Origin of the sequence: Sphingopyxis sp. BE259, assembly GCF_031457495.1 — a bacterium.
Classification (GTDB): domain Bacteria; phylum Pseudomonadota; class Alphaproteobacteria; order Sphingomonadales; family Sphingomonadaceae; genus Sphingopyxis.
In genome coordinates this window covers 2,838,078-2,855,600 of record NZ_JAVDWM010000001.1, presented here as the reverse complement: position 1 = coordinate 2,855,600, position 17,523 = coordinate 2,838,078, and the positions used below count along the sequence as shown (strand labels likewise).

16 protein-coding genes are annotated in these 17,523 nt (G+C 65.4%); 9 read left to right on the top strand and 7 right to left on the bottom strand.

All coding sequences use genetic code 11. The features are described 5' to 3' along the window. Positions 1-98 precede the first annotated feature (98 nt). Entirely contained in the window at positions 99-1,733 is a 1,635-nt protein-coding gene (locus tag J2X44_RS13745; RefSeq protein WP_310085102.1) for an ATP-binding protein, read from the top strand. 6 nt (positions 1,734-1,739) lie between these two features. On the opposite strand, the gene J2X44_RS13740 is transcribed toward J2X44_RS13745, so the two are convergent. From J2X44_RS13740 to J2X44_RS13730, 3 genes are all read right to left on the bottom strand, one after another. Then, entirely contained in the window at positions 1,740-2,378 is a 639-nt protein-coding gene (locus J2X44_RS13740) for a response regulator transcription factor (protein ID WP_310085099.1), read from the bottom strand. 329 nt (positions 2,379-2,707) lie between these two features. Further along, positions 2,708-3,097: a DoxX family protein gene (locus tag J2X44_RS13735; protein ID WP_310085096.1), complete on the bottom strand. Its 390-nt coding sequence runs from the start codon at positions 3,095-3,097 to the stop codon at positions 2,708-2,710. Between the two features lie 130 nt (positions 3,098-3,227). Beyond that, positions 3,228-3,659, bottom strand: coding sequence for a lysozyme inhibitor LprI family protein (locus tag J2X44_RS13730; protein WP_310085093.1), 432 nt, complete (start codon positions 3,657-3,659; stop codon positions 3,228-3,230). Positions 3,660-3,827: 168 nt separating this feature from the next. On the opposite strand from J2X44_RS13730, the gene J2X44_RS13725 reads away from it, so the two are divergent. Together J2X44_RS13725 and J2X44_RS13720 are read left to right on the top strand one after the other, a co-directional pair. Then, positions 3,828-4,466, top strand: a complete 639-nt coding sequence (locus J2X44_RS13725; protein WP_310085090.1) for an ankyrin repeat domain-containing protein — start codon at positions 3,828-3,830, stop codon at positions 4,464-4,466. Continuing rightward, entirely contained in the window at positions 4,463-5,542 is a 1,080-nt protein-coding gene (locus J2X44_RS13720) for a hypothetical protein (protein ID WP_310085087.1), read from the top strand. Before J2X44_RS13725 ends, J2X44_RS13720 begins: the two co-directional genes overlap by 4 nt. A gap of 314 nt (positions 5,543-5,856) precedes the next feature. Here the strand turns inward: J2X44_RS13720 and J2X44_RS13715 are convergent, their stop codons facing one another. After that, on the bottom strand, positions 5,857-6,291 hold the full coding sequence (locus J2X44_RS13715; protein ID WP_310085084.1) for a LuxR C-terminal-related transcriptional regulator: 435 nt from the start codon (positions 6,289-6,291) through the stop codon (positions 5,857-5,859). Between the two features lie 107 nt (positions 6,292-6,398). Here J2X44_RS13715 and J2X44_RS13710 point away from each other — a divergent pair, with 107 nt between their 5' ends. The 3 genes from J2X44_RS13710 (at position 6,399) to J2X44_RS13700 (ending at position 9,651) form a co-directional block, all read left to right on the top strand. Beyond that, positions 6,399-7,532, top strand: a complete 1,134-nt coding sequence (locus J2X44_RS13710; protein WP_310085083.1) for a histidine kinase — start codon at positions 6,399-6,401, stop codon at positions 7,530-7,532. Next, on the top strand, positions 7,532-8,311 hold the full coding sequence (locus tag J2X44_RS13705; RefSeq protein ID WP_310249314.1) for a LytTR family DNA-binding domain-containing protein: 780 nt from the start codon (positions 7,532-7,534) through the stop codon (positions 8,309-8,311). The genes J2X44_RS13710 and J2X44_RS13705 overlap by 1 nt, the downstream gene beginning before the upstream one ends. A 116-nt stretch (positions 8,312-8,427) precedes the next feature. Continuing rightward, complete coding sequence (locus J2X44_RS13700) at positions 8,428-9,651, top strand: FAD-dependent oxidoreductase (RefSeq protein WP_310085077.1); 1,224 nt, start codon at positions 8,428-8,430, stop codon at positions 9,649-9,651. 2 nt (positions 9,652-9,653) lie between these two features. On the opposite strand, the gene J2X44_RS13695 is transcribed toward J2X44_RS13700, so the two are convergent. Continuing rightward, a complete protein-coding gene (locus J2X44_RS13695) occupies positions 9,654-10,286 on the bottom strand; it encodes a DUF4126 domain-containing protein (RefSeq protein WP_310085076.1) in 633 nt (210 codons plus the stop codon). Between the two features lie 128 nt (positions 10,287-10,414). On the opposite strand from J2X44_RS13695, the gene J2X44_RS13690 reads away from it, so the two are divergent. Together J2X44_RS13690 and J2X44_RS13685 are read left to right on the top strand one after the other, a co-directional pair. Continuing rightward, positions 10,415-11,212 (top strand): NUDIX domain-containing protein, encoded by a 798-nt coding sequence (locus J2X44_RS13690; protein WP_310085073.1) that lies wholly within the window; start codon positions 10,415-10,417, stop codon positions 11,210-11,212. Between the two features lie 169 nt (positions 11,213-11,381). Beyond that, entirely contained in the window at positions 11,382-11,615 is a 234-nt protein-coding gene (locus tag J2X44_RS13685) for a hypothetical protein (protein WP_310085070.1), read from the top strand. 142 nt (positions 11,616-11,757) lie between these two features. Here J2X44_RS13685 and J2X44_RS13680 read toward each other — a convergent pair whose 3' ends face one another. Further along, positions 11,758-12,654 carry a carbon-nitrogen hydrolase family protein gene (locus J2X44_RS13680; protein ID WP_310085067.1) on the bottom strand — a complete coding sequence of 299 codons (897 nt, stop codon included), beginning with the start codon at positions 12,652-12,654 and terminating at the stop codon, positions 11,758-11,760. An 87-nt stretch (positions 12,655-12,741) separates the two neighbouring features. Here J2X44_RS13680 and J2X44_RS13675 point away from each other — a divergent pair, with 87 nt between their 5' ends. Beyond that, entirely contained in the window at positions 12,742-15,681 is a 2,940-nt protein-coding gene (locus tag J2X44_RS13675; protein WP_310085064.1) for an insulinase family protein, read from the top strand. On the opposite strand, the gene J2X44_RS13670 is transcribed toward J2X44_RS13675, so the two are convergent. After that, entirely contained in the window at positions 15,678-17,459 is a 1,782-nt protein-coding gene (locus J2X44_RS13670; RefSeq protein WP_310085060.1) for a cation:proton antiporter, read from the bottom strand. The genes J2X44_RS13675 and J2X44_RS13670 overlap by 4 nt on opposite strands. Positions 17,460-17,523 lie beyond the last annotated feature (64 nt).

Here is a 17,523-nt window from a genome sequence, read left to right as displayed (position 1 = left end):
CGCCGCTCCGACGGCAACTTGTGGACCTGGGTGCAGCTATGCGAAATGAGATTGTCGCTGGCGACAAGGACGGCCCCGCGCGGCTTTTGTTTCGCCGCGTGAAAAGCACGCCGGCCGAAGATGTTTCCGAACGGATGCAGGCGTGGATACGGCTGTTGATACTCGTCCTGGTGTCGAGCTACGCCATCGTCGCGAGCGTGATGACGTCGCCCGAGCGGCGTGTCCAGCCGTGGGCTCTGGACGTGCTTACCTATTTCGCCTGCTACACGCCGGTGGCGGTCGGGCTCCTCTATGTGGTCATCCGTCATCCGGGGCACTATCCGGCGCGCCGAATTTTCGGGATGGCCAATGATTTTGCGGGACTTGCGTTCGCCATCATCGCTGGCGCGGCGGCTATGCTGCCGACCTATGCGATCATCATGTGGGTGACGGTGGGTAACGGCCTGCGCTTCGGATCGCGATACATGATTGCCGCGGCAACGATGGTGCAGGTCACGCTGGCGGTGATAACGGTGCTGACGCCCTATTGGCGGGCCAATCCGGTGCTGGTCTTTACCCTTTCGCTCACCGCGCTGGTCGTGCCCTTCTATATTCAGACGCTGCTGCGCCATATCGAGCAGGCGCGCCGGGATGCCGAGGAGGCGAACACCGCCAAGTCCCGCTTCCTCGCCCAGGCTAGCCACGATTTGCGGCAACCGGTGCATGCCATCGGGCTATTCCTCAACAGCCTGACTCAGACCGGGCTCGCACCCGAACAGCGCGGCATCGTCGATCGCATCGATCGATCGTTGCAGGGCGTCGCTGAGCTGTTCCGCTCGCTGCTCGATATCTCGACACTGGACAGCGGCGCCGTGACGCCGACGCTTGAACCGGTTTCGATCCGCCAGATGTTTCGCCTGCTCGAACAGCAGAATCAGGTGAGCGCCGGGTGGGCGGGCGTCGATTTGCGCTTCGTCCGGTCCGACCGCGTTGTCCTTGCCGACAAGGCGCTGTTGCTGACCATGCTGCAAAACCTGGTGTCGAACGCAATCAAATATGCGCCGCGCGGCCGCGTCCTGATCGGGTGCCGGCGGCGCGGCGACCGCATCTCGATCTGGGTCGTCGATCAGGGGGCGGGCATAGCGGCGGAGCATCTGCCGCGGCTGTTCGACGAATTTTACCAGGTCCGCAAATTGGGCAGCGCCGATACCCAAGGCGTTGGGCTGGGGCTGTCGATCGTCCAGCGGCTTGGCGCGCTCATGGATCTGGCAGCGGAAATTCGCTCGCGACCGGGACATGGGACCGCGGTTGCGATCCACGGGCTGAACGCGGCGGCGGCGGTGCCGCCGGTGGTCGATCGCGGCCCCAGCTATGCCGTGCCGCTGCATGATTTGCAGGTCCTGCTGGTCGAGGATGACATCGATGTGCTCGATGCCACGGCTCACCTGCTGCGATCCTGGGGCGCCGAGGTGGCGGCGTGGTCGATTGTCCCGCCGCACCCGCAGCGGTGCGACCTGATCGTCACCGATTTCGACATCGGCGGCGGGATGACGGGCGCCGATTGCATTGCGCTGCATCGTCAGGAAAATCCGCCGCCGATGGCAATTGTGATGACCGGGCACGACGAACTGGCGATCGAGGAGATCATTGCCGATCCCAGCGTCCTGATCCTCAAAAAACCGGTGCAACCCGCCGAACTGCGATCGGCCATCGCTGCTTTGCGCGGCCGCCGGGGGCAGTTGCCGACCGGTTAGCCGGGATTATTGCAGCCCTAGCGCGTTGGCCTTTGCTGCCGCTTCCGACCGTGTCTGGGCGCCCAATATCCGCAGCAACGCCGACACATGGATGCGGACCGTGAACGGCGAAATGTCGAGCTGGCGCCCGATTTCCTTGTTCGTCTTGCCCATCGCCAGCTGCGACAGGACGTCGCGCTGGCGCGGTGTGAAGGCCTGGTCCCGTTGACGCGCCGGTGGCGGCGCGGCGATCGCGGCCGTTTCGGGCACCAGCACCAGCGTATCACCGCCGCGCACCGCTTTGATTGCGGCCAGCATCGCGTCCGATGGCATCGCCTTGCCGATAAAGCCGTCGGCGCCCTGCCGCATGACGCGTCCAATGGTTTCGGCGTCGTCGGACATAGAGATGATGATCAGCGAAGAGGTCGGAAACTCGCCGCGAAGGGTCGCGATGGTAGCGGAGGGATCCATGCCGGGGAACATCAGGTCGAGGATGAACAGGGTGGGCGTGGCGGCGCCGCTGGCGAGCGCCATGATTTCATCAACGCTGCCCGCCTCGACGATGTCGGCTTGTGGAAAGGCGCCGCCGAGCAGACGGCACATCCCGTCGCGAAACACGGGATGATCGTCGGCAACCAAGATCCGTTCGGCGGGGACGCTTTGCATGGGGCGCTGAAACTCCGCTGCATCCGGCGCTGGTCGGCGGAAGCGGGGATTTCGTCGCGCAACGCGGCGATCGATGCCAGCGTCTTGGCGTACTGGTTCGTCTTTTCTCGGGAAAAAAGGAAGGGACTCGCATCGCTGCGAGTCCCTTCGCCACCAAGCGACCCTTTGGCGGACTTGACGCAGCCTGCCATGACCCCGGACATGGTCCGCGCGGAAAATGTGGCAAGCGAAATCAGTGGCTAAGACTGGCGCAGTCGCCGACGCGGCGCAACCGCCCGATTGAGCTAACACATCATGGCCTGCACGCGGCCCTGCCGCGCATCCGGTTGTCAGGAAAGTGGCGGGGCACTGCCGCGACGGCGATCGTGATCATCGGCCATGATGATCAACAAGAGAATGATCAGCGCGGCGCTATATTCGATACCGCCGGAGCCGTGTTCGCCGACAAACCAGCCGAAGTGGCGATGGATCAGGACAATGCCGCCGACCGCGATCGCCAGCAATGCCGCCGCTGCGACGTTCACAAATCGGCCGAAAATGATCAGCGTTCCGGAGATCAGTTCGGTGATCGTGATCGCCCACACCACCGTTTCGCCGGCCGGAAACCCCCGCGACTCCATGAACTGGCCAAACTGCGGGATGGTATCGTTGATGATCCGCACGGCGGCGTGCGCCATGAACAGGCCAGCCGTGGCGATGCGGGCGAACAGCAACGCCAAGCGGACCAGGCCGCCCGATGCCGTGGATCGGACAAAGGTCATTTGCATATGCCTGATCAGCACATCGGCGGCACTGCGGCAACGCGCGCGACGCACCGGTGCGCCGCCAGCGCATGCCGGCGCACTACTGTCACTGCGCCCGTGACTGACTGGCCAACCATTGGGTGCGTTCGGACAGCAGGCGGAGCCGGCAGCTGTCCTCGATCAACAAGCCGCCGGTGCCGCCGGCCATGCCCGATCGTTCGACCTCGGCGCGGCAAATTGCGTCGCGGTCCTTCAGCCAGGCCCGCTGTCCGTCGCGCAGCCGCGCCCGCGCAGCGTCGCCCGGCGAGCGGCGTAGCGCGGCGCGATAGGCGGCGTTCAGCGCCCTGTCGAGCCGGCGATACTCGCTCGCCATGCAGGCTCGCATCGCCGTGGTCACTCCGCCGCTGTCGCGGACGCATTCGCGAAAAACCGGCGAGCGATCGTCAGGGGCGGGCGCCGCTGCCGACGGGCTGCTCGCGTCCGCCGCGAAAAGCCAGAGACCGGCCAGCAAGCTGTAGTTGATACGACGTCCCGCCATCCGACGATACTCCCGCTTCGACGTAACTGCCGCCCGGTTGTCGGTTGCGACAAGCCGCGCGATCGCGGTGTACGGAATAGAGTGGGGCGCGGTGGCGGGGCAGGGCAGGCGGCGTACCAGTGCGTTTCCGGCCTTTGCTTTTGCGGGCGCGCAGCGGATGCCGACGGCATGGCGGTATCGAACAAGCGACGCGCAGCGCTGGCGCTGCAATGGCTCGGGGTCTGGCTGTGGATCGTCGTTGCCGGCACCAGCGGCTCGGCTGGCGCCACGGAAGCCGCCGCGGGTATTTCGCAGCAGATTCTGGTCGGCGCGCCTGCCGGCCGGATCGCCAAGTTGCTGGACGCCGGAGCTGACCCGCTGTTGCCCGACGCCGATGGCGATACCGCCCTGCATCATGCCGCGATGGCGCAAAATCCGGCGTATCTGAAATTGCTTCTGGCGCGCGGCTGGGAACCCGACAGCCGCAATCGCATCAGCGGGCGAACGCCCTTGATGGCGGCGATGCTGGCCGAGCGCGAACGGCAGTTCGCCATGCTGCTGGCCGCGGGGGCTAGCGTCGCGCAGGCCGATGTCATGGGCAACACCCCGTTGCACGTGGCGGCGCAGATCAACGAACCGCGGCACGTCTGGACGCTGCTCGAAGCCGGTGCGCCGCCGACGGCGCGCAACGCGCAGGGGCAGACGTTTCAGCCCTATCTGTTCATGATCCCCGACCGCCTGTTGAATGCAGCAACGTTGCGCTGGCGGCAGGATGTCGCATCGTGGCTGCGGCGAAAGGGCATCGCGATCGAGCAGGAAGCACCATGACGGCAACGAAATGCCTGCCGTCCCTCGCGGCCCTTGGACTGTTATCCAGCGGCCCGGCACACGCCACGCTGCCGCCTCTGCCGCCGCCGCAATATGGGGCTTACGGGCCGCTGACCCTTTGCGAAGGAGATGTGTCGATCGCGGTGGGGCCGAACGAGGCGGCGCATGTCGTTGGCACTATCTTTCGCATCATCAACGACGACTATGTGGTCGCGGCGACACCCGCGCTGTTGCCGATTGCTTCGCTGGCCCCGCCGGATGACGCCGCCAAAGAGGGCATCATCGGGCTGGGCAATCTGACTCTGGCGTTTCGGTATCGGGGCGCATTGCCGCCGGGCGCGGCGGGCGACGCCGTTTTTGCGCGTGAGGGTTTTCGCGATGGCGACGTGCGCTATGCGATTCCGGCGCAATATGCGTCGACGTCTTCGGACAGCTTACGACCGATGTTGATCATCGCCTCGCCTTCCTTTGATGGCAGCGACGCCGACAAGGCGATCCTGTCACGCTTCCGGTCGGACGCCGCCAATCCGCCGGCCTGTATCCGTCCAGCCGCGTTCGCCGCCGGCAAGCCGACGCGCGCCGCGGCCGCCTTTATAGATGCGCTCGACGATCCCTTTTACCCCGGCCTCTATCCCGCGGCGCCCACCGCCGGTCCTGGCTATCATTGCGTGGGCGGCATTGGTTTTGCGTTTGACGCCGCTGAGCTTTTGCAGCGGCCCTGGAAATCGCTGCGCGTCGGAAAAACCTTTCTGATGCGCGGCGACGTCGTGGTGACGCTGTCGGGGCCGGACGAACTGATGCAGCCAGCCAACCCGGATGACGCCCGCGAGCATCCAGCGGGATTTTTGCAGGGCAGCGGTGTGACCTTTCACCCCAGCCGCGGCGTGGGGCCACCCTATGCGCCGCCGGGAGTCAGGGAGGATGGCAGTTGGCTGATCGGACTGGGCAAGGACAGGAACCGCCGTTTGGAAATTCGTTTCCCCGCCGGCAACAAGGCGCCTGTCGGCTTTGCGCTGATCGAACGGCTGGCCTTTGTGGCGCCAGACGATCCGCGGTGCGCAACGGCACCGCGATAGGCCGCACGGCGCGCCGAACGGGCGCGATACGGCAGGCGGCGCACGAGGCGAAGCAAGGTGGCTACCTTGCCGGTGCCGCGGCATCATGGACCCTGTCATGTACCGGTTCACGGGCTCGCATTGGGTTCGGTGGCGCGCTCGGTTAGGGTCGCCAAGTCGATAGTTTCCTCAGGATGGCATCGATGCAGGGGCTGACATTATGCAATTCCGCGCTCCATCGGGCGCCGGGCTCGGTCGACCTTGGTCGGCGCGCAAGGCCGTTTGGTCGGCGGCGCAAATCCGGGGATTGTCGAGCGCGCGCTGGCGCGGCGCGGCTAAGCGACCAATGCGGTGGGATAGGCTGGCGCGGCGTGGTGGGTGCTCAGCGAGCGGCGCATTTCCCGGCGACAGGGAAAGTTCAGTATACGCAAGATGTTCGACACATGATTGCGTACCGTGAAATGCGACAAACCCAGTTTGCGGCCGATTTCCTTGTTGGACATGCCGTGCAGCAGATAATCCAGAATTTCCTGCTGTCGATGGGTGAGCGAAAATGGGGCGGGCGGCATCGTGTCACGCAGATTCCGCTCAATATGGCGCTGCGACAGGTTGACGATGTCCGATTCGGGGAGCGCCGATCGGATCCGCTCGATGGCGTCTTCGCCCTGAACCCGCGAGATCGTCACCAGAACGACGGTCCATTCGTTGTCGTCAAAGCCGGGCAGCACCGCATGGGGTGCGGGATAGAATGATGGATCGATATGTTTCATGGCGCGGTGATGCTATCGCAATGCCAACGCAAGATGAGGGGGAAACCGGCGATTGGCTTGCCGGGCACAATGAACGGGCGGGGTTTTCTACCAATGGCTTGGCAGCGATGACCAGCGTTCAGGAGCGGAAGGCGAAATCGGGTGCGCCGCCGCCGAACGACGCGCGTCCCCTCGCCCTGCCGCCGCTGGCGGCGGTGCAGGAACGCAAGGCGATCACCGCGACGACGGTCGAGCTGGCGGCACTGTTCTGGTTCTGTGTGCTCGTTTCCGACAGCTTGCTGTGGGGTATCGTCGGCACCGATCCGATCGCATCGGCGTTCGGCAAGGTGATCTTGAACGTTTTCGGGGCGGGACTGACGCTGGTGGTCACCGCGCTGTTGTTCCGTCTGCGCGCGGCCTCGATTTTCATCAAGGTGCTGGTCGCCTTTACCTTCTCGATCCAGGCGGCCGGGATATACAGCGTCTTCGACATCTTCATCTATTTGTGGATGGCGCGGCCGGTGAACTGGATGTTCGACAATGTCGCGTTCGGGTACACGATGATTTCCAGCACCGCGATGTTCTTCGGCTGGTCATGCCTTTACATTGCGATGATCTATAGCTTCGACGTCCGCGATCGCGAGCGCAGCCTGGCGCTGGCCCGTGAAGAGGCGCTGTCGGCGCAGATGCGCGCGCTGCGCTATCAGATCAATCCGCATTTCCTGTTCAACACGCTCAATTCGGCGATGGGGCTGGTCGAAGAGGGGGCGACGGCGCGGGCGCAGCGGATGATGATGTCGCTGTCGGCTTTCCTGCGCCAGACGCTCGAACTCGACCCGATGAAGGACGTGACGCTGGCCGCCGAACTGGAATTGCAGGAAGATTATCTCGAGATCGAGCGCGAGCGGTTTCCCGACCGGATGCGGTTCACGATCGACGTTGAAGAAGCCGCTTTATACGCGCTGGTTCCCAACCTGATTCTTCAGCCGCTGGTCGAAAATGCGGTCAAGCACGGGGTCGAGCCGTGCACCGGCGAAGTGGGCATCCGGATCACGGCGTGGCGCGACGGCGACCAGTTGGGCATCCGAGTCGAAAATGATCTTTGTTCGATCGATGAAGGCGCATCGCGACCCGGCAGCCGGATCGGACTCCGCAATGTCGCCGAGCGGCTGTCGGCGCGATTTGGCGCCGCCAGCGCGTTCGAAACCAAATTGACCCCGGCGCTGTTTCGCGCCGACATCCGGCTACCGTGGGCGGTCTGATGCCCGGTCTGGCGATTTTGGTCGTCGATGACGAGCCGCTGGCGCGGCGCCGCGCCGTGCGGCTGGCGCAGCAATTGCCATGGGTCGGCGAGATCGGCCAGGCGGGCAATGTCGCGCAGGCAATCGAGTGGCTGGCGACATCGATCTGCCACATCATCCTGCTCGACATCCGGATGCCGGGGGGGAGCGGATTCGACCTGCTCCGCCATTTGCCCGATCCCGCGCCCGCAGTGGTGTTCGTGACCGCATTCAATGATCAGGCGCTGCGTGCCTTTGACGCGCGGGCGGTCGATTATGTCACCAAGCCGATCGAAACCGGGCGCTTCCAGACCGCGATGGAGCGCGCCCGCGCGGCGGTCGATCAGTCGAACAGCGCCGACCGCATCCGCGAACTGGAAGAGGTGGTGGCCAATCTGCGCGCGACAGGCAATGGCGCGCGTCAACAAATGGCCGAATTATGGGTGCGGGCGAGCGGCGAATATATCCGCATCAAGCCCGAAAACATCAGCCACGTCGGCGCCGAACGCGACTATGTCCGCATCCATGCCGACGGCCAGAGCTATCTTTACAACGAGAATCTTGCGACCCTGGAACGGCTGTTGCCGGCGCAGCAGTTTCTGCGGATCCATCGCAGCACGATGGTCCGCGTCGACGCGGTCGAGCGCGTGAAGAGCGGACAGTTTCATTCGCTGATCGCGGTGCTCGGCGATGGCACCGAATTGCGCGTCGGGCGCACCTATACCGCGGCGATCCGCGCTCGCCTGGCCCGCCGCGACTGACCGACCGCGCCACTCGCGCCGCCAAGTTTTTCTTTGCCCACCACCAGCCCACCGCCGCTTGTGTCGTCTTGTCCGCCATGCAAGGGACGCGCTTGCGGGCAGCGGGAGAGAACGCGATGCACTTCGACGTGGTGATTGTGGGCGCAGGGCATGGCGGGGCGCAGGTCGCGATCATGCTGCGGACGCAGAAGTTCGAAGGCAGCATTGCGATCGTTGGCGACGAGCCCGAGTTGCCGTATGAACGACCCCCGTTGTCGAAGGAATATTTCGCGGGCGAAAAGGAATTCGAACGCATCCAGCTGCGCCCCGCCAAATATTGGGACGAGCGTGACGTGACGATGCTGCTCGGCCAGCGGGTGGTGGCGGTCGATCCGGGCGCGCGCAATGTCACCACCGAGAGCGGCGGGACGATCGGTTATGGCAAGCTGGTCTGGGCGACCGGGGGCTCCCCCCGCATGCTGCCGATCCCCGGCGGCAACCTGCCGGGGGTGCAGGGGGTGCGGACCCGCGCCGATGCCGATGCGATGAAGGCCGCCTCCGAAACCGCCAGCCAGATCGTCGTGATCGGCGGCGGTTATATCGGGTTGGAGGCGGCCGCGGTGCTGCGCAAGGCGGGCAAGAAGGTGGTGCTGCTCGAAGCGCTCGACCGGGTGCTGGCGCGGGTCGCCGGGACCGAGCTGTCGCGCTTTTACGAACGCGAGCATCGCGAGCACGGCGTCGATCTGCGGCTGGGCGTCGCGGTCGAAGCGATCGAGGGTGAGGGGCATGTCACCGGCGTGCGGCTGGCGGACGGCGACGTCATCGCCGCCGATCTGGTGATTGTCGGCATCGGCATCGCCCCCGCGGTTGACCCGCTGATCGCGGCGGGCGCCGCGGGCGGCAACGGTGTGCTCGTCGATCGGCTGTGCAAGACTAGTCTGCCCGACATCTACGCGATCGGCGACTGCGCCGCGCATGAAAACGACTTCGCCGAGGGCGTCGTGATCCGGCTGGAATCGGTACAGAATGCCAATGATCAGGCCAATGTCGTCGCAAAAGGCATCGTCGGCGACGAAGCGCCCTATCATGCGATTCCGTGGTTTTGGTCGAACCAATATGACCTCAAGCTCCAGACCGCGGGCCTGTCGACCGGCCACGACCGCGCTGTGCTGCGCGGCGATCCGGCGACGCGCAGCTTCTCCGTCGTCTATCTGAAAGCGGGCAAGGTCATCGCGATCGACTGCGTCAACGCGACCAAGGATTATGTCCAGGGCCGGATGATCGTCACGGCCGGGCTGGAGGCGACGGCCGAGCAGCTCGCCGATACCGAAACCCCGCTGAAGGCGCTGCTCCCGGCCTGACCCTAGCCGGGCGGCAGCGCGTCTGTTCCCGGTTGGTCGCCCAGCGCGCGCTTCAGTCCCGCCTTGATATTGCGGAGCAGGCGGCGCAGCGCGATGATGACGATTACCGCGGCAATCGCCATGACGATGGCGATGACAATCGCCAGCGGCGGATAGGCGATCGCCAGCGCCAGCAGGCCACCGGTCGCAACGTCTTCGCCGGTCGATACCACCGCATTGCTGAACGGTTCGGGGCTGGCGTTGACGACGGCGCGCGTCGTCGCCTTGGCGCCGTGGCTGAGCAAAGCGCCGCCGCCGCCGAGCAGGAAAGCGATCACCTGCCACGTCGGATCGGATGCATCGACCAGCGCCAGCGCGAGCAGCGCGCCGCCGAGCGGGCGGATGATGCTGTGGATCATGTCCCAGATGGAATCGACCCACGCGATCTTGTCGGCGAGGAATTCGGCCAGGGTGCCGACCGCCGCGACCCCCAGCACCCACGGATTGGCCAGCACCTGCAGTGCGGCCAGATGTTCGGGCAGCGGCAACCAGCCGAAATGCATGGCGGTGCCGGTGGCCAGGATGGTAAGATAGAGCCGCCACCCGGCGAGGAGGCTTAGGCTGCCCGCGACGCCCAAAATCTCGACGATTCCCAATATCCTGCTCCCCGTACTGTCCCCATCCGGTCAGCGCCCCTCTTGCACCCACGCCCGCGCGCCCGCAATGCCGAGATGACCGGGATGATATGGATGACAAGCGCGCGGTGCAGGGTTATCGCATCGGCATGACCAATACCGCTCCGCCGTCCGCCCAGCCCGAGGTTCTGCCGGAAGGCGCCATTCCCGCCGCGACGCTGGTCATCATGCGCCCGTCGGACAAGGGTGGCGCCGACGAGATCCTGATGGTCAAGCGATCGACGACGATGGCCTTTGCGGCGGGCGCGGTCGTATTCCCCGGCGGCCGGGTCGATCCCGACGATTATCTGGTCGCCCGCCAGCACGCCCCCGACTTGGCCGAGGCCGACGGCGCGGCGCGGGTGGCGGCGCTTCGTGAGACGCTGGAAGAAACCGGGCTGGCGGTTGGTTGGCCAGCATTGCTTGAGGATGATGTTGCCGAAGTGCGTCAGGCGTTGCTGGCTGGCACGCTGCTGTCTGATATTCTTGCCGCGCGCGGAGATCGAATCGCGCTGGCATCCCTGGTGCCGTTCGCGCGCTGGTGCCCCAATTTCAAAGAGGCCCGAACCTTTGACACCCGCTTCTATGCCGTCGCCGCGCCGCCGCACAGCCATGAACTGACCGTCGAAGAGGCGGAGCATAGCCATATTTTCTGGGCTAGCGCGGCCGAAGCGCTGGCGATGGCCGACCGCGGCGAGGTGTCAGTGATTTTCCCAACTCGCCGTAACCTCGAACGCCTTGCCCAAGTCACCGATTTCGCTGGTTTTTCGCGGCATTCGGACGCGTTCCCGGTCGAATTGATCACGCCATGGATCGAAGACCGCGACGGGCAGGCCTTTTTGTGCATTCCGGGCCATCTTGGCTACCCGATAACCAGCGAATCCTTTGACCATGTTCGCCGCGGCTAGTGGCCTTTTTGCAACAACTTTCTCTATATTTAGCAATTTGGTAAGAATTGGCGGACTAGGGCAGATCGTCGTTGCATTTGCTGAACGCTGTGCCTAAGAGGGCCGTGCAGAAGCAGACCGGGGAGCCCCCTGGTGTGATTCGACAAGACTAATCCAGTGGACGGAGAATATGATGAACCTGCTTAAGAAGGCTGCGATCTCCCTCGCAGCGACCTCGATGATCGCAGCCCCGGTTGCTGCGTCGGCCGCTCCCGCAGCACGTGCAGCTTCGGCCGTTGACGGCCAGAGCGAGCTCGAAGGCAGCACGAGCTGGATCATCGCTATCGTCGCCCTGGCTGCCATCATCGGCGGCATCATCATCGCGTCGGACAACAACGACGACTCGCCGACCAGCCCCGGCTGATCTGGCTGACCAGATATCCCCAAAGGGCTCCGAGCTTCGCTCGGGGCCCTTTGTTCGTTTCAGGCTTATGATTGTCGGACACGCGTAGGCGCCGACGAAAATCGCCGACCGCGATGCCCCGCCAACGCGCGGCGTCGAGCGATCAGAGGGCGATGCCGCGCATCGCGCGCGATCGTGCGAGCGGGATCGCTTGCCGGGCGCGGCTGACCGCCGCCGCGTCAATGGGCGCAAGGACCAGTTCATAACCGTTGCCGCCGGCTGCCCCGACTGGCCCAGCTTCGGCGATGACTTTGCCCCAAGGGTCGACAGCCAGGCTGTGGCCGTAGGTCGATCGGCCATCCGGATGATCCCCGCCCTGCGCCGCCGCCAGGATATGGCAGGCGCTCTCGATCGCGCGGGCGCGCATCAGCACATGCCAATGGGCTTCGCCGGTCGACACGGTGAACGCGGCGGGGATTGCGATCACCGCGGCGCCGCGATCGACCAGTGCGCCGTAAAGTTCGGGAAACCGCAGATCATAACAGATGCTCAGCCCCAGTGGGCCGAGCGGGGTATCAACGACGACAAGCGTGTCGCCGCCCACATAGGCCGATGATTCGGTCCAATTCTCGCCAGAAGGAAGGGTGACGTCGAACAGATGCACCTTGTCATATGTCGCGCGGATGCTGCCGTCGGCGGCGATGACGTGGCTGCGGTTGACGCGCCGCGCACCATCGTCCGCCAGCACCGGGATCGACCCGGTATGGAGCCATAGCGCGTGCTTTTGCGCCAGCGCCTGAAAGGCGGCGGTCCAGGGATTTTCGGTTTCGCCGACAATATGCGGTGCCGATCGCGCGCGGTCGCGATCGAGGAGCAGCGACATTTCGGGCAGGAACACCATCGCTGTCCCCGCCGCCGCGGCAGCAGCCATCGCGCGATCGACTACCGCAAGGTTGGCGACGGGATCGATGCCGCTGGTCATTTGAACCAGAGCCGCGATCGGGGCGGCGGGTGGGCTGCCGGACGGGCGGGTGAGCGGAGGCGCGGGCTTCAGGGTCATCCCATCTGGCTAAGCCGATGCTGCGGGCAGGACAAGCGCCGCGATAGTTCAGTGGCCAGCAAGGTTTGAACGCGATAAGATGACCCGATGTCCAGTTCCCCCGCGCGCATGTCGCTTCGTTTTTCCCGATCCCTTCTTTGCGCCAGCGCTGCCGCAGCGCTGTTGTTGCTGCCCACCGCTGGCAGCGCCCAGGACAGTTCGGCAAAGACCGCTGCCAGCCGGCAGGTGGCCGATGGCGACTGGCTGTATGTCGGCAGCGACATTCCGCGCGACACCGCATGGCAATTCGGCGTCCTGCCCAATGGCGTGCGCTATGCGGTGCGCAACAATGGCGTACCGCCGGGTCAGGTGTCGATCCGGGTGCGGATGGACGTCGGATCGATGTTCGAAACCGAGCAGGAGCGTGGCTATGCCCATCTGCTGGAACATCTGACCTTTCGCGGTTCCGAACATATCCCGGACGGCGAAGCCAAGCGCATCTGGCAGCGGTTCGGCGTCACTTTTGGCAGCGATTCGAACGCGCAGACCACGCCGACCCAGACCGTGTATCAACTCGACCTGCCCAGCGTGACCCCTGCCAATCTTGATGAAAGCATGAAATTGCTGTCGGGAATGGTTCGCGAACCGCGGATTTCGGAGTTGGCGGTTGCGGCGGAGCGGGGCGTCGTCATGTCCGAACTGCGCGAATCTGACGGTCCGCAGAAACGGATTGGCGATGCGACCAACGCGCATCTGTTCGCGGGCCAGCTGCTCGGTGATCGCTCGCCGATCGGCACCACCGCGTCGCTGGGCAAGGCCAGCGCGACATCGGTCACCGCGTTTCACGATCGCTGGTATCGTCCCGAGCGGGCGGTGGTGGTGATTGTCGGCGACGCCGAACCCGCCGAACTGGCGCGGCTGGTAGCGAAATATTATGGTGACTGGCGGGGCAACGGACCGAATCCGCCCGCCCCCGATTTTGGCAAGCCCGATCCCAAGGCGCCCGCGGCGCTGGAAATCGTCGAGGCGAACCAGCCGCTCGCGCTGACGCTGGCGATGGTCCGCCCGTGGCAGAAACGCATCGATACCGTCGAAAACACCCGGCGGCTCTATCTGGAATTCATCGCCCAGGCACTGGTCAACCGGCGGCTGGAAAATCGGGCGCGCAGCGGCGGAAGCTATCTGGTCGCCACCGTCGAACAGCAATATGTCAGCCGCAGCGCCGACGTCACCATGGCGTCGATCGTCCCGCTGAGCGATTGGAAAGCCGCGCTGGCCGATGTGCGCGGCGTCATCGCCGATGCGGTGACCACCCCGCCGTCACAAGCCGACATCGACCGCGAGGCGAACGAGATCGAAGCCTTTCTGGCCAAGGAACTGGAAAACGCCCGCAACGAACCCGGCGCCCGGCTGGCCGACGACATGGTTCGGGCGGTCGATATTGCCGAGACGGTGACGAGCCCGCAGGGGCAGGTTGATATGTTCAAGGCAATCCGTGCGTCGGCGACGCCCAAGGTGATGCTGGAGATCAGCAAGGCGATTTTTGCCGCGCCGGTGACGCGCGCCGTGCTGACCACGCCGACCGCGGCGGGCGGCAATGGCGCGGTTCTGGCGGCGCTGAACGCGCCGGTCACCGCGCGCGATGACCGGCTGGCTGCGGTGCAGGCCGATTTCAAACAGCTTCCCGCCTTTGGAACCCCCGGCACGATCACCGCGACCAGCAGCGTGCTGGGCCTGCGTGCCGAACGGATCGAATTTGCGAACGGCGTCACCGCGCTGGTGTCGAACAACAAGGTCGAACCGGGCAAGGTACGGGTCAACGTCCGGTTCGGCACCGGCAATCGCAGCGTCGCCGCCGACGCGCCAAACCTGCTCTGGACCGGCGATTATGCGCTGGTCGCCAGCGGCATCGGGCCGTGGGGCCAGAACGAGATCGACCAGCTGACCAACGGGCGCCAGATTCAGCTCAATTTTGCGATCGACGACGATGCGTTCGAACTGTCGGCGGAAAGCAAGCCCGCCGATCTCGCCGACCAGATGCGGCTGATCGCGGCGAAGCTGGCGCAGCCGCGCTGGGATGCGGCGCCGATCGAGCGGCTGCGGATTGGCTATCTCACCGGCTACGACCTCAACGACGCGACTCCCAATGCGGTGCTCGACCGCAATCTGCGCGGGTGGCTGACCGGCAATGATGCGCGCTGGGCGGCGCCCGACAAGGCGCAGATCGCGGCACTGACTCCCGCCGCTTTCCGCGCTTTCTGGGAACCGCGGCTCGCCAGCGGGCCGATCGAGGTGCAGATTTTCGGTGATCTGGAATCGGTCGATTATCGCCAGATTCTGTCCAGCACGCTCGGCGCATTGCCGCCGCGCAAGGTGCTGGCGCCGGCGAGCGGCCAACGCGTCGATTTTGCCAAACCCGCCAAGGTGCCCGACATCGCCTACCACAGCGGTGAACAGGGGCAGGCGGCAGCGATGACCGCGTGGCCGACCGGTGGTGGCCTGACCAATCCGCGTGACGCGCGCGGGCTGGAAGTGCTGGCCGCGATCTTCAACGACCGGCTGTTCGATCGCCTGCGCGCCGAGCAGGGCGCCAGCTATGGCCCGGTGGTCGATAGCCATTGGCCGACCGGATTCGACAGCGGCGGCTATCTGCTCGTCGGCAGCCTGCTCGCGCCCAAGGATCTCGACCGTTTTTATGGCATCGCGCGTGACATCGCCGCCGATCTGGTGGCGAAGCCGGTCAGTGCCGACGAACTGACGCGCAACGCGGTGCCGATCCGCGAACAGGTGGCGCGGGCGTCAACGGGCAACGTCTATTGGATGTTCCTGCTGGAAGGTGCGACGCGCGATCCGCGCGTGACCGCCGCAGCCCTGTCGATGCAGGACGATATTTCGGCGGTCACCGCCGCCGATGTCCAGCGACTGGCGCAGCAATATCTGACGCCGCAGCGCCAATGGTCGCTGGCGATCCTGCCCAAGGGGATGACGTTGGCCGATGCATCGGCGCTCGGCGCCGCAGCCGCGCCCCCGGCGACAGGCGGCCGCTAAGCGGTTTCGTCGCCCGCGACCGGGCGGCGCACCTTGCGGATACGCGGCTCGCGGTCCAGATCGCCCTTGGTCATGATGTCGCGCCGCATCTTTGCGCGCACGTCGTGGATCGATGCGATGACCGGTCCCATCGCGACGCCCAGGTCGATCAGCACCGCTTCGGCCAGTTGCAGCGAGCTTTCGAGCGTCTCGGGCACCGCGTCGGTCGCCCCCGCCTGATAGAGCGCCGCGGCATGGTCGGCATCGCGGGCGCGGCTGATGATCGGCAGGTCGGGATACTTCAGCCGCATCTGCTTGGTCATCCGCAACTGCTGGACCGGGTCGTCCATCGTCAGCACGATCGCGTCGGCGCTTTCGATCCCCAGCTTGTCGAGGCTGCCCGGCCGCGCGACATCGGCGAAGCGCACCTTAAAGCCGTCGCGCCGCGCCGCCGCGACGGTGTCGATGTCGGCATCGACGGCGATGTACGAGCGGCCATGGTCGCGCAGCAGTTCGGCCACGGTGCGCCCAACGCGGCCAAAGCCGACAACCACGGTACGCGCGGCGGCGACGTCCTCATCCGGAGTGTCGCCGCTCCGCATCTCGATCCGCCGCGAGATGTCATGCCCGACGCGCGCGAGCAGCGGCGTGATGGTGAGGCCGATGGCGGTAACCAGCTGCCAGAAACTGGCGGTTTCGGGGTCGATTAGTCCCGCGGTCAGCGCGGCGGTAAGGACGATCAATGTCGTTTCCGACGGGCTGGCCATCAGCAGGCCAACTTCAGCAGCCGTGCCGCGGCGCGCGCCCGAGAATCGCAGCAGCAGCGCGGTCACCACCGCCTTGACCGCGACAACCCCGACCACGGCCGCGACCAGCATCGGCCATTGTTCAGCGATCGTCTTGAGGTTCAGGCCCATGCCGACGCTGATCAGGAAGACCCCGAGCGCCAGCCCCTTGAACGGCGCGGTGATCGCCTCGACCTCGCCATGATATTCGGTCTCGGCAATCATCAGCCCGGCGAGCAGCGCGCCGACGATCGGCGACAGACCGACGGTCGCGGTGGCCAGCGCGGCGACGATGACCACCAGCAGGCTGGCGGCGAGGAACAGTTCGGGATCCTTGGCGCGCGCCGCCTGCGCGAAAATGCGCGGCAGCAGGAACCAGCCCGCGACTGCCAGCACCGCGACGACCAGCACCCCCTGCCACAGGGTGGTCAGCAGCAATTCGGTGCTGTCACCCGCCACATCGGGCGCGAACGCGCCGAGGATGAAGATGATCGGGACGATCGCCAGATCTTCGAACAGCAGCATGGAGAAAGAGGCCCGGCCGACCGCCGACTTGGTACCGACCATCGGCAGCACCAGCGCGGTCGAGGACAGCGCCAGCGCGATGCCCAGACCAAAGGCGGCGGGAGTCGACAGGCCGCCGAGCAGCCACAGGCCGCCGCCCAGGATCGCGCCGCTCAAGAGCAGTTCGGCGGCGCCAACCCCGAACACCAGTTTCCTGAGCGACCACAGACGGCGGAACGACAGTTCGAGGCCGATCGAGAACAGCAGCAGGATGATGCCGAATTCGGCAAACAGCGCGATGTCTTCGGTCGATCCGATCGTGACATGCTTCAGCCATGGATATTCCCCGGTCAGCGACCCCAATCCCGACGGGCCGACAAGCAGGCCGACGAGGATGAACCCGATGACCGGGGGCAGGCGAAAGCGCGCAAACGCCGGAATGACGATACCTGCGGCGCCCAGCACCACCAGCGCGTTGCCGATAGCCGATGTTTCTGTTTCCGATACCATAGGGGCCGACCTTATGCAGGCCGGCCCCGATTGGCTAGATAGCTATCTCAAGCAGATTGCTTGT

Coding starts and splice junctions, on each gene's coding strand:
- J2X44_RS13730 (WP_310085093.1), bottom strand. CDS start 3,659: ATGGCGGGACGTCGTATCAACTACAGCTTGCTGGCCGGTCTCTGGCTT.
- J2X44_RS13685 (WP_310085070.1), top strand. CDS start 11,382: ATGATGAACCTGCTTAAGAAGGCTGCGATCTCCCTCGCAGCGACCTCG.
- J2X44_RS13675 (WP_310085064.1), top strand. CDS start 12,742: ATGTCCAGTTCCCCCGCGCGCATGTCGCTTCGTTTTTCCCGATCCCTT.
- J2X44_RS13725 (WP_310085090.1), top strand. CDS start 3,828: ATGGCGGTATCGAACAAGCGACGCGCAGCGCTGGCGCTGCAATGGCTC.
- J2X44_RS13670 (WP_310085060.1), bottom strand. CDS start 17,459: ATGGTATCGGAAACAGAAACATCGGCTATCGGCAACGCGCTGGTGGTG.
- J2X44_RS13710 (WP_310085083.1), top strand. CDS start 6,399: ATGACCAGCGTTCAGGAGCGGAAGGCGAAATCGGGTGCGCCGCCGCCG.
- J2X44_RS13705 (WP_310249314.1), top strand. CDS start 7,532: ATGCCCGGTCTGGCGATTTTGGTCGTCGATGACGAGCCGCTGGCGCGG.
- J2X44_RS13715 (WP_310085084.1), bottom strand. CDS start 6,291: ATGAAACATATCGATCCATCATTCTATCCCGCACCCCATGCGGTGCTG.
- J2X44_RS13690 (WP_310085073.1), top strand. CDS start 10,415: ATGACCAATACCGCTCCGCCGTCCGCCCAGCCCGAGGTTCTGCCGGAA.
- J2X44_RS13700 (WP_310085077.1), top strand. CDS start 8,428: ATGCACTTCGACGTGGTGATTGTGGGCGCAGGGCATGGCGGGGCGCAG.
- J2X44_RS13720 (WP_310085087.1), top strand. CDS start 4,463: ATGACGGCAACGAAATGCCTGCCGTCCCTCGCGGCCCTTGGACTGTTA.
- J2X44_RS13740 (WP_310085099.1), bottom strand. CDS start 2,378: ATGCAAAGCGTCCCCGCCGAACGGATCTTGGTTGCCGACGATCATCCC.
- J2X44_RS13680 (WP_310085067.1), bottom strand. CDS start 12,654: ATGACCCTGAAGCCCGCGCCTCCGCTCACCCGCCCGTCCGGCAGCCCA.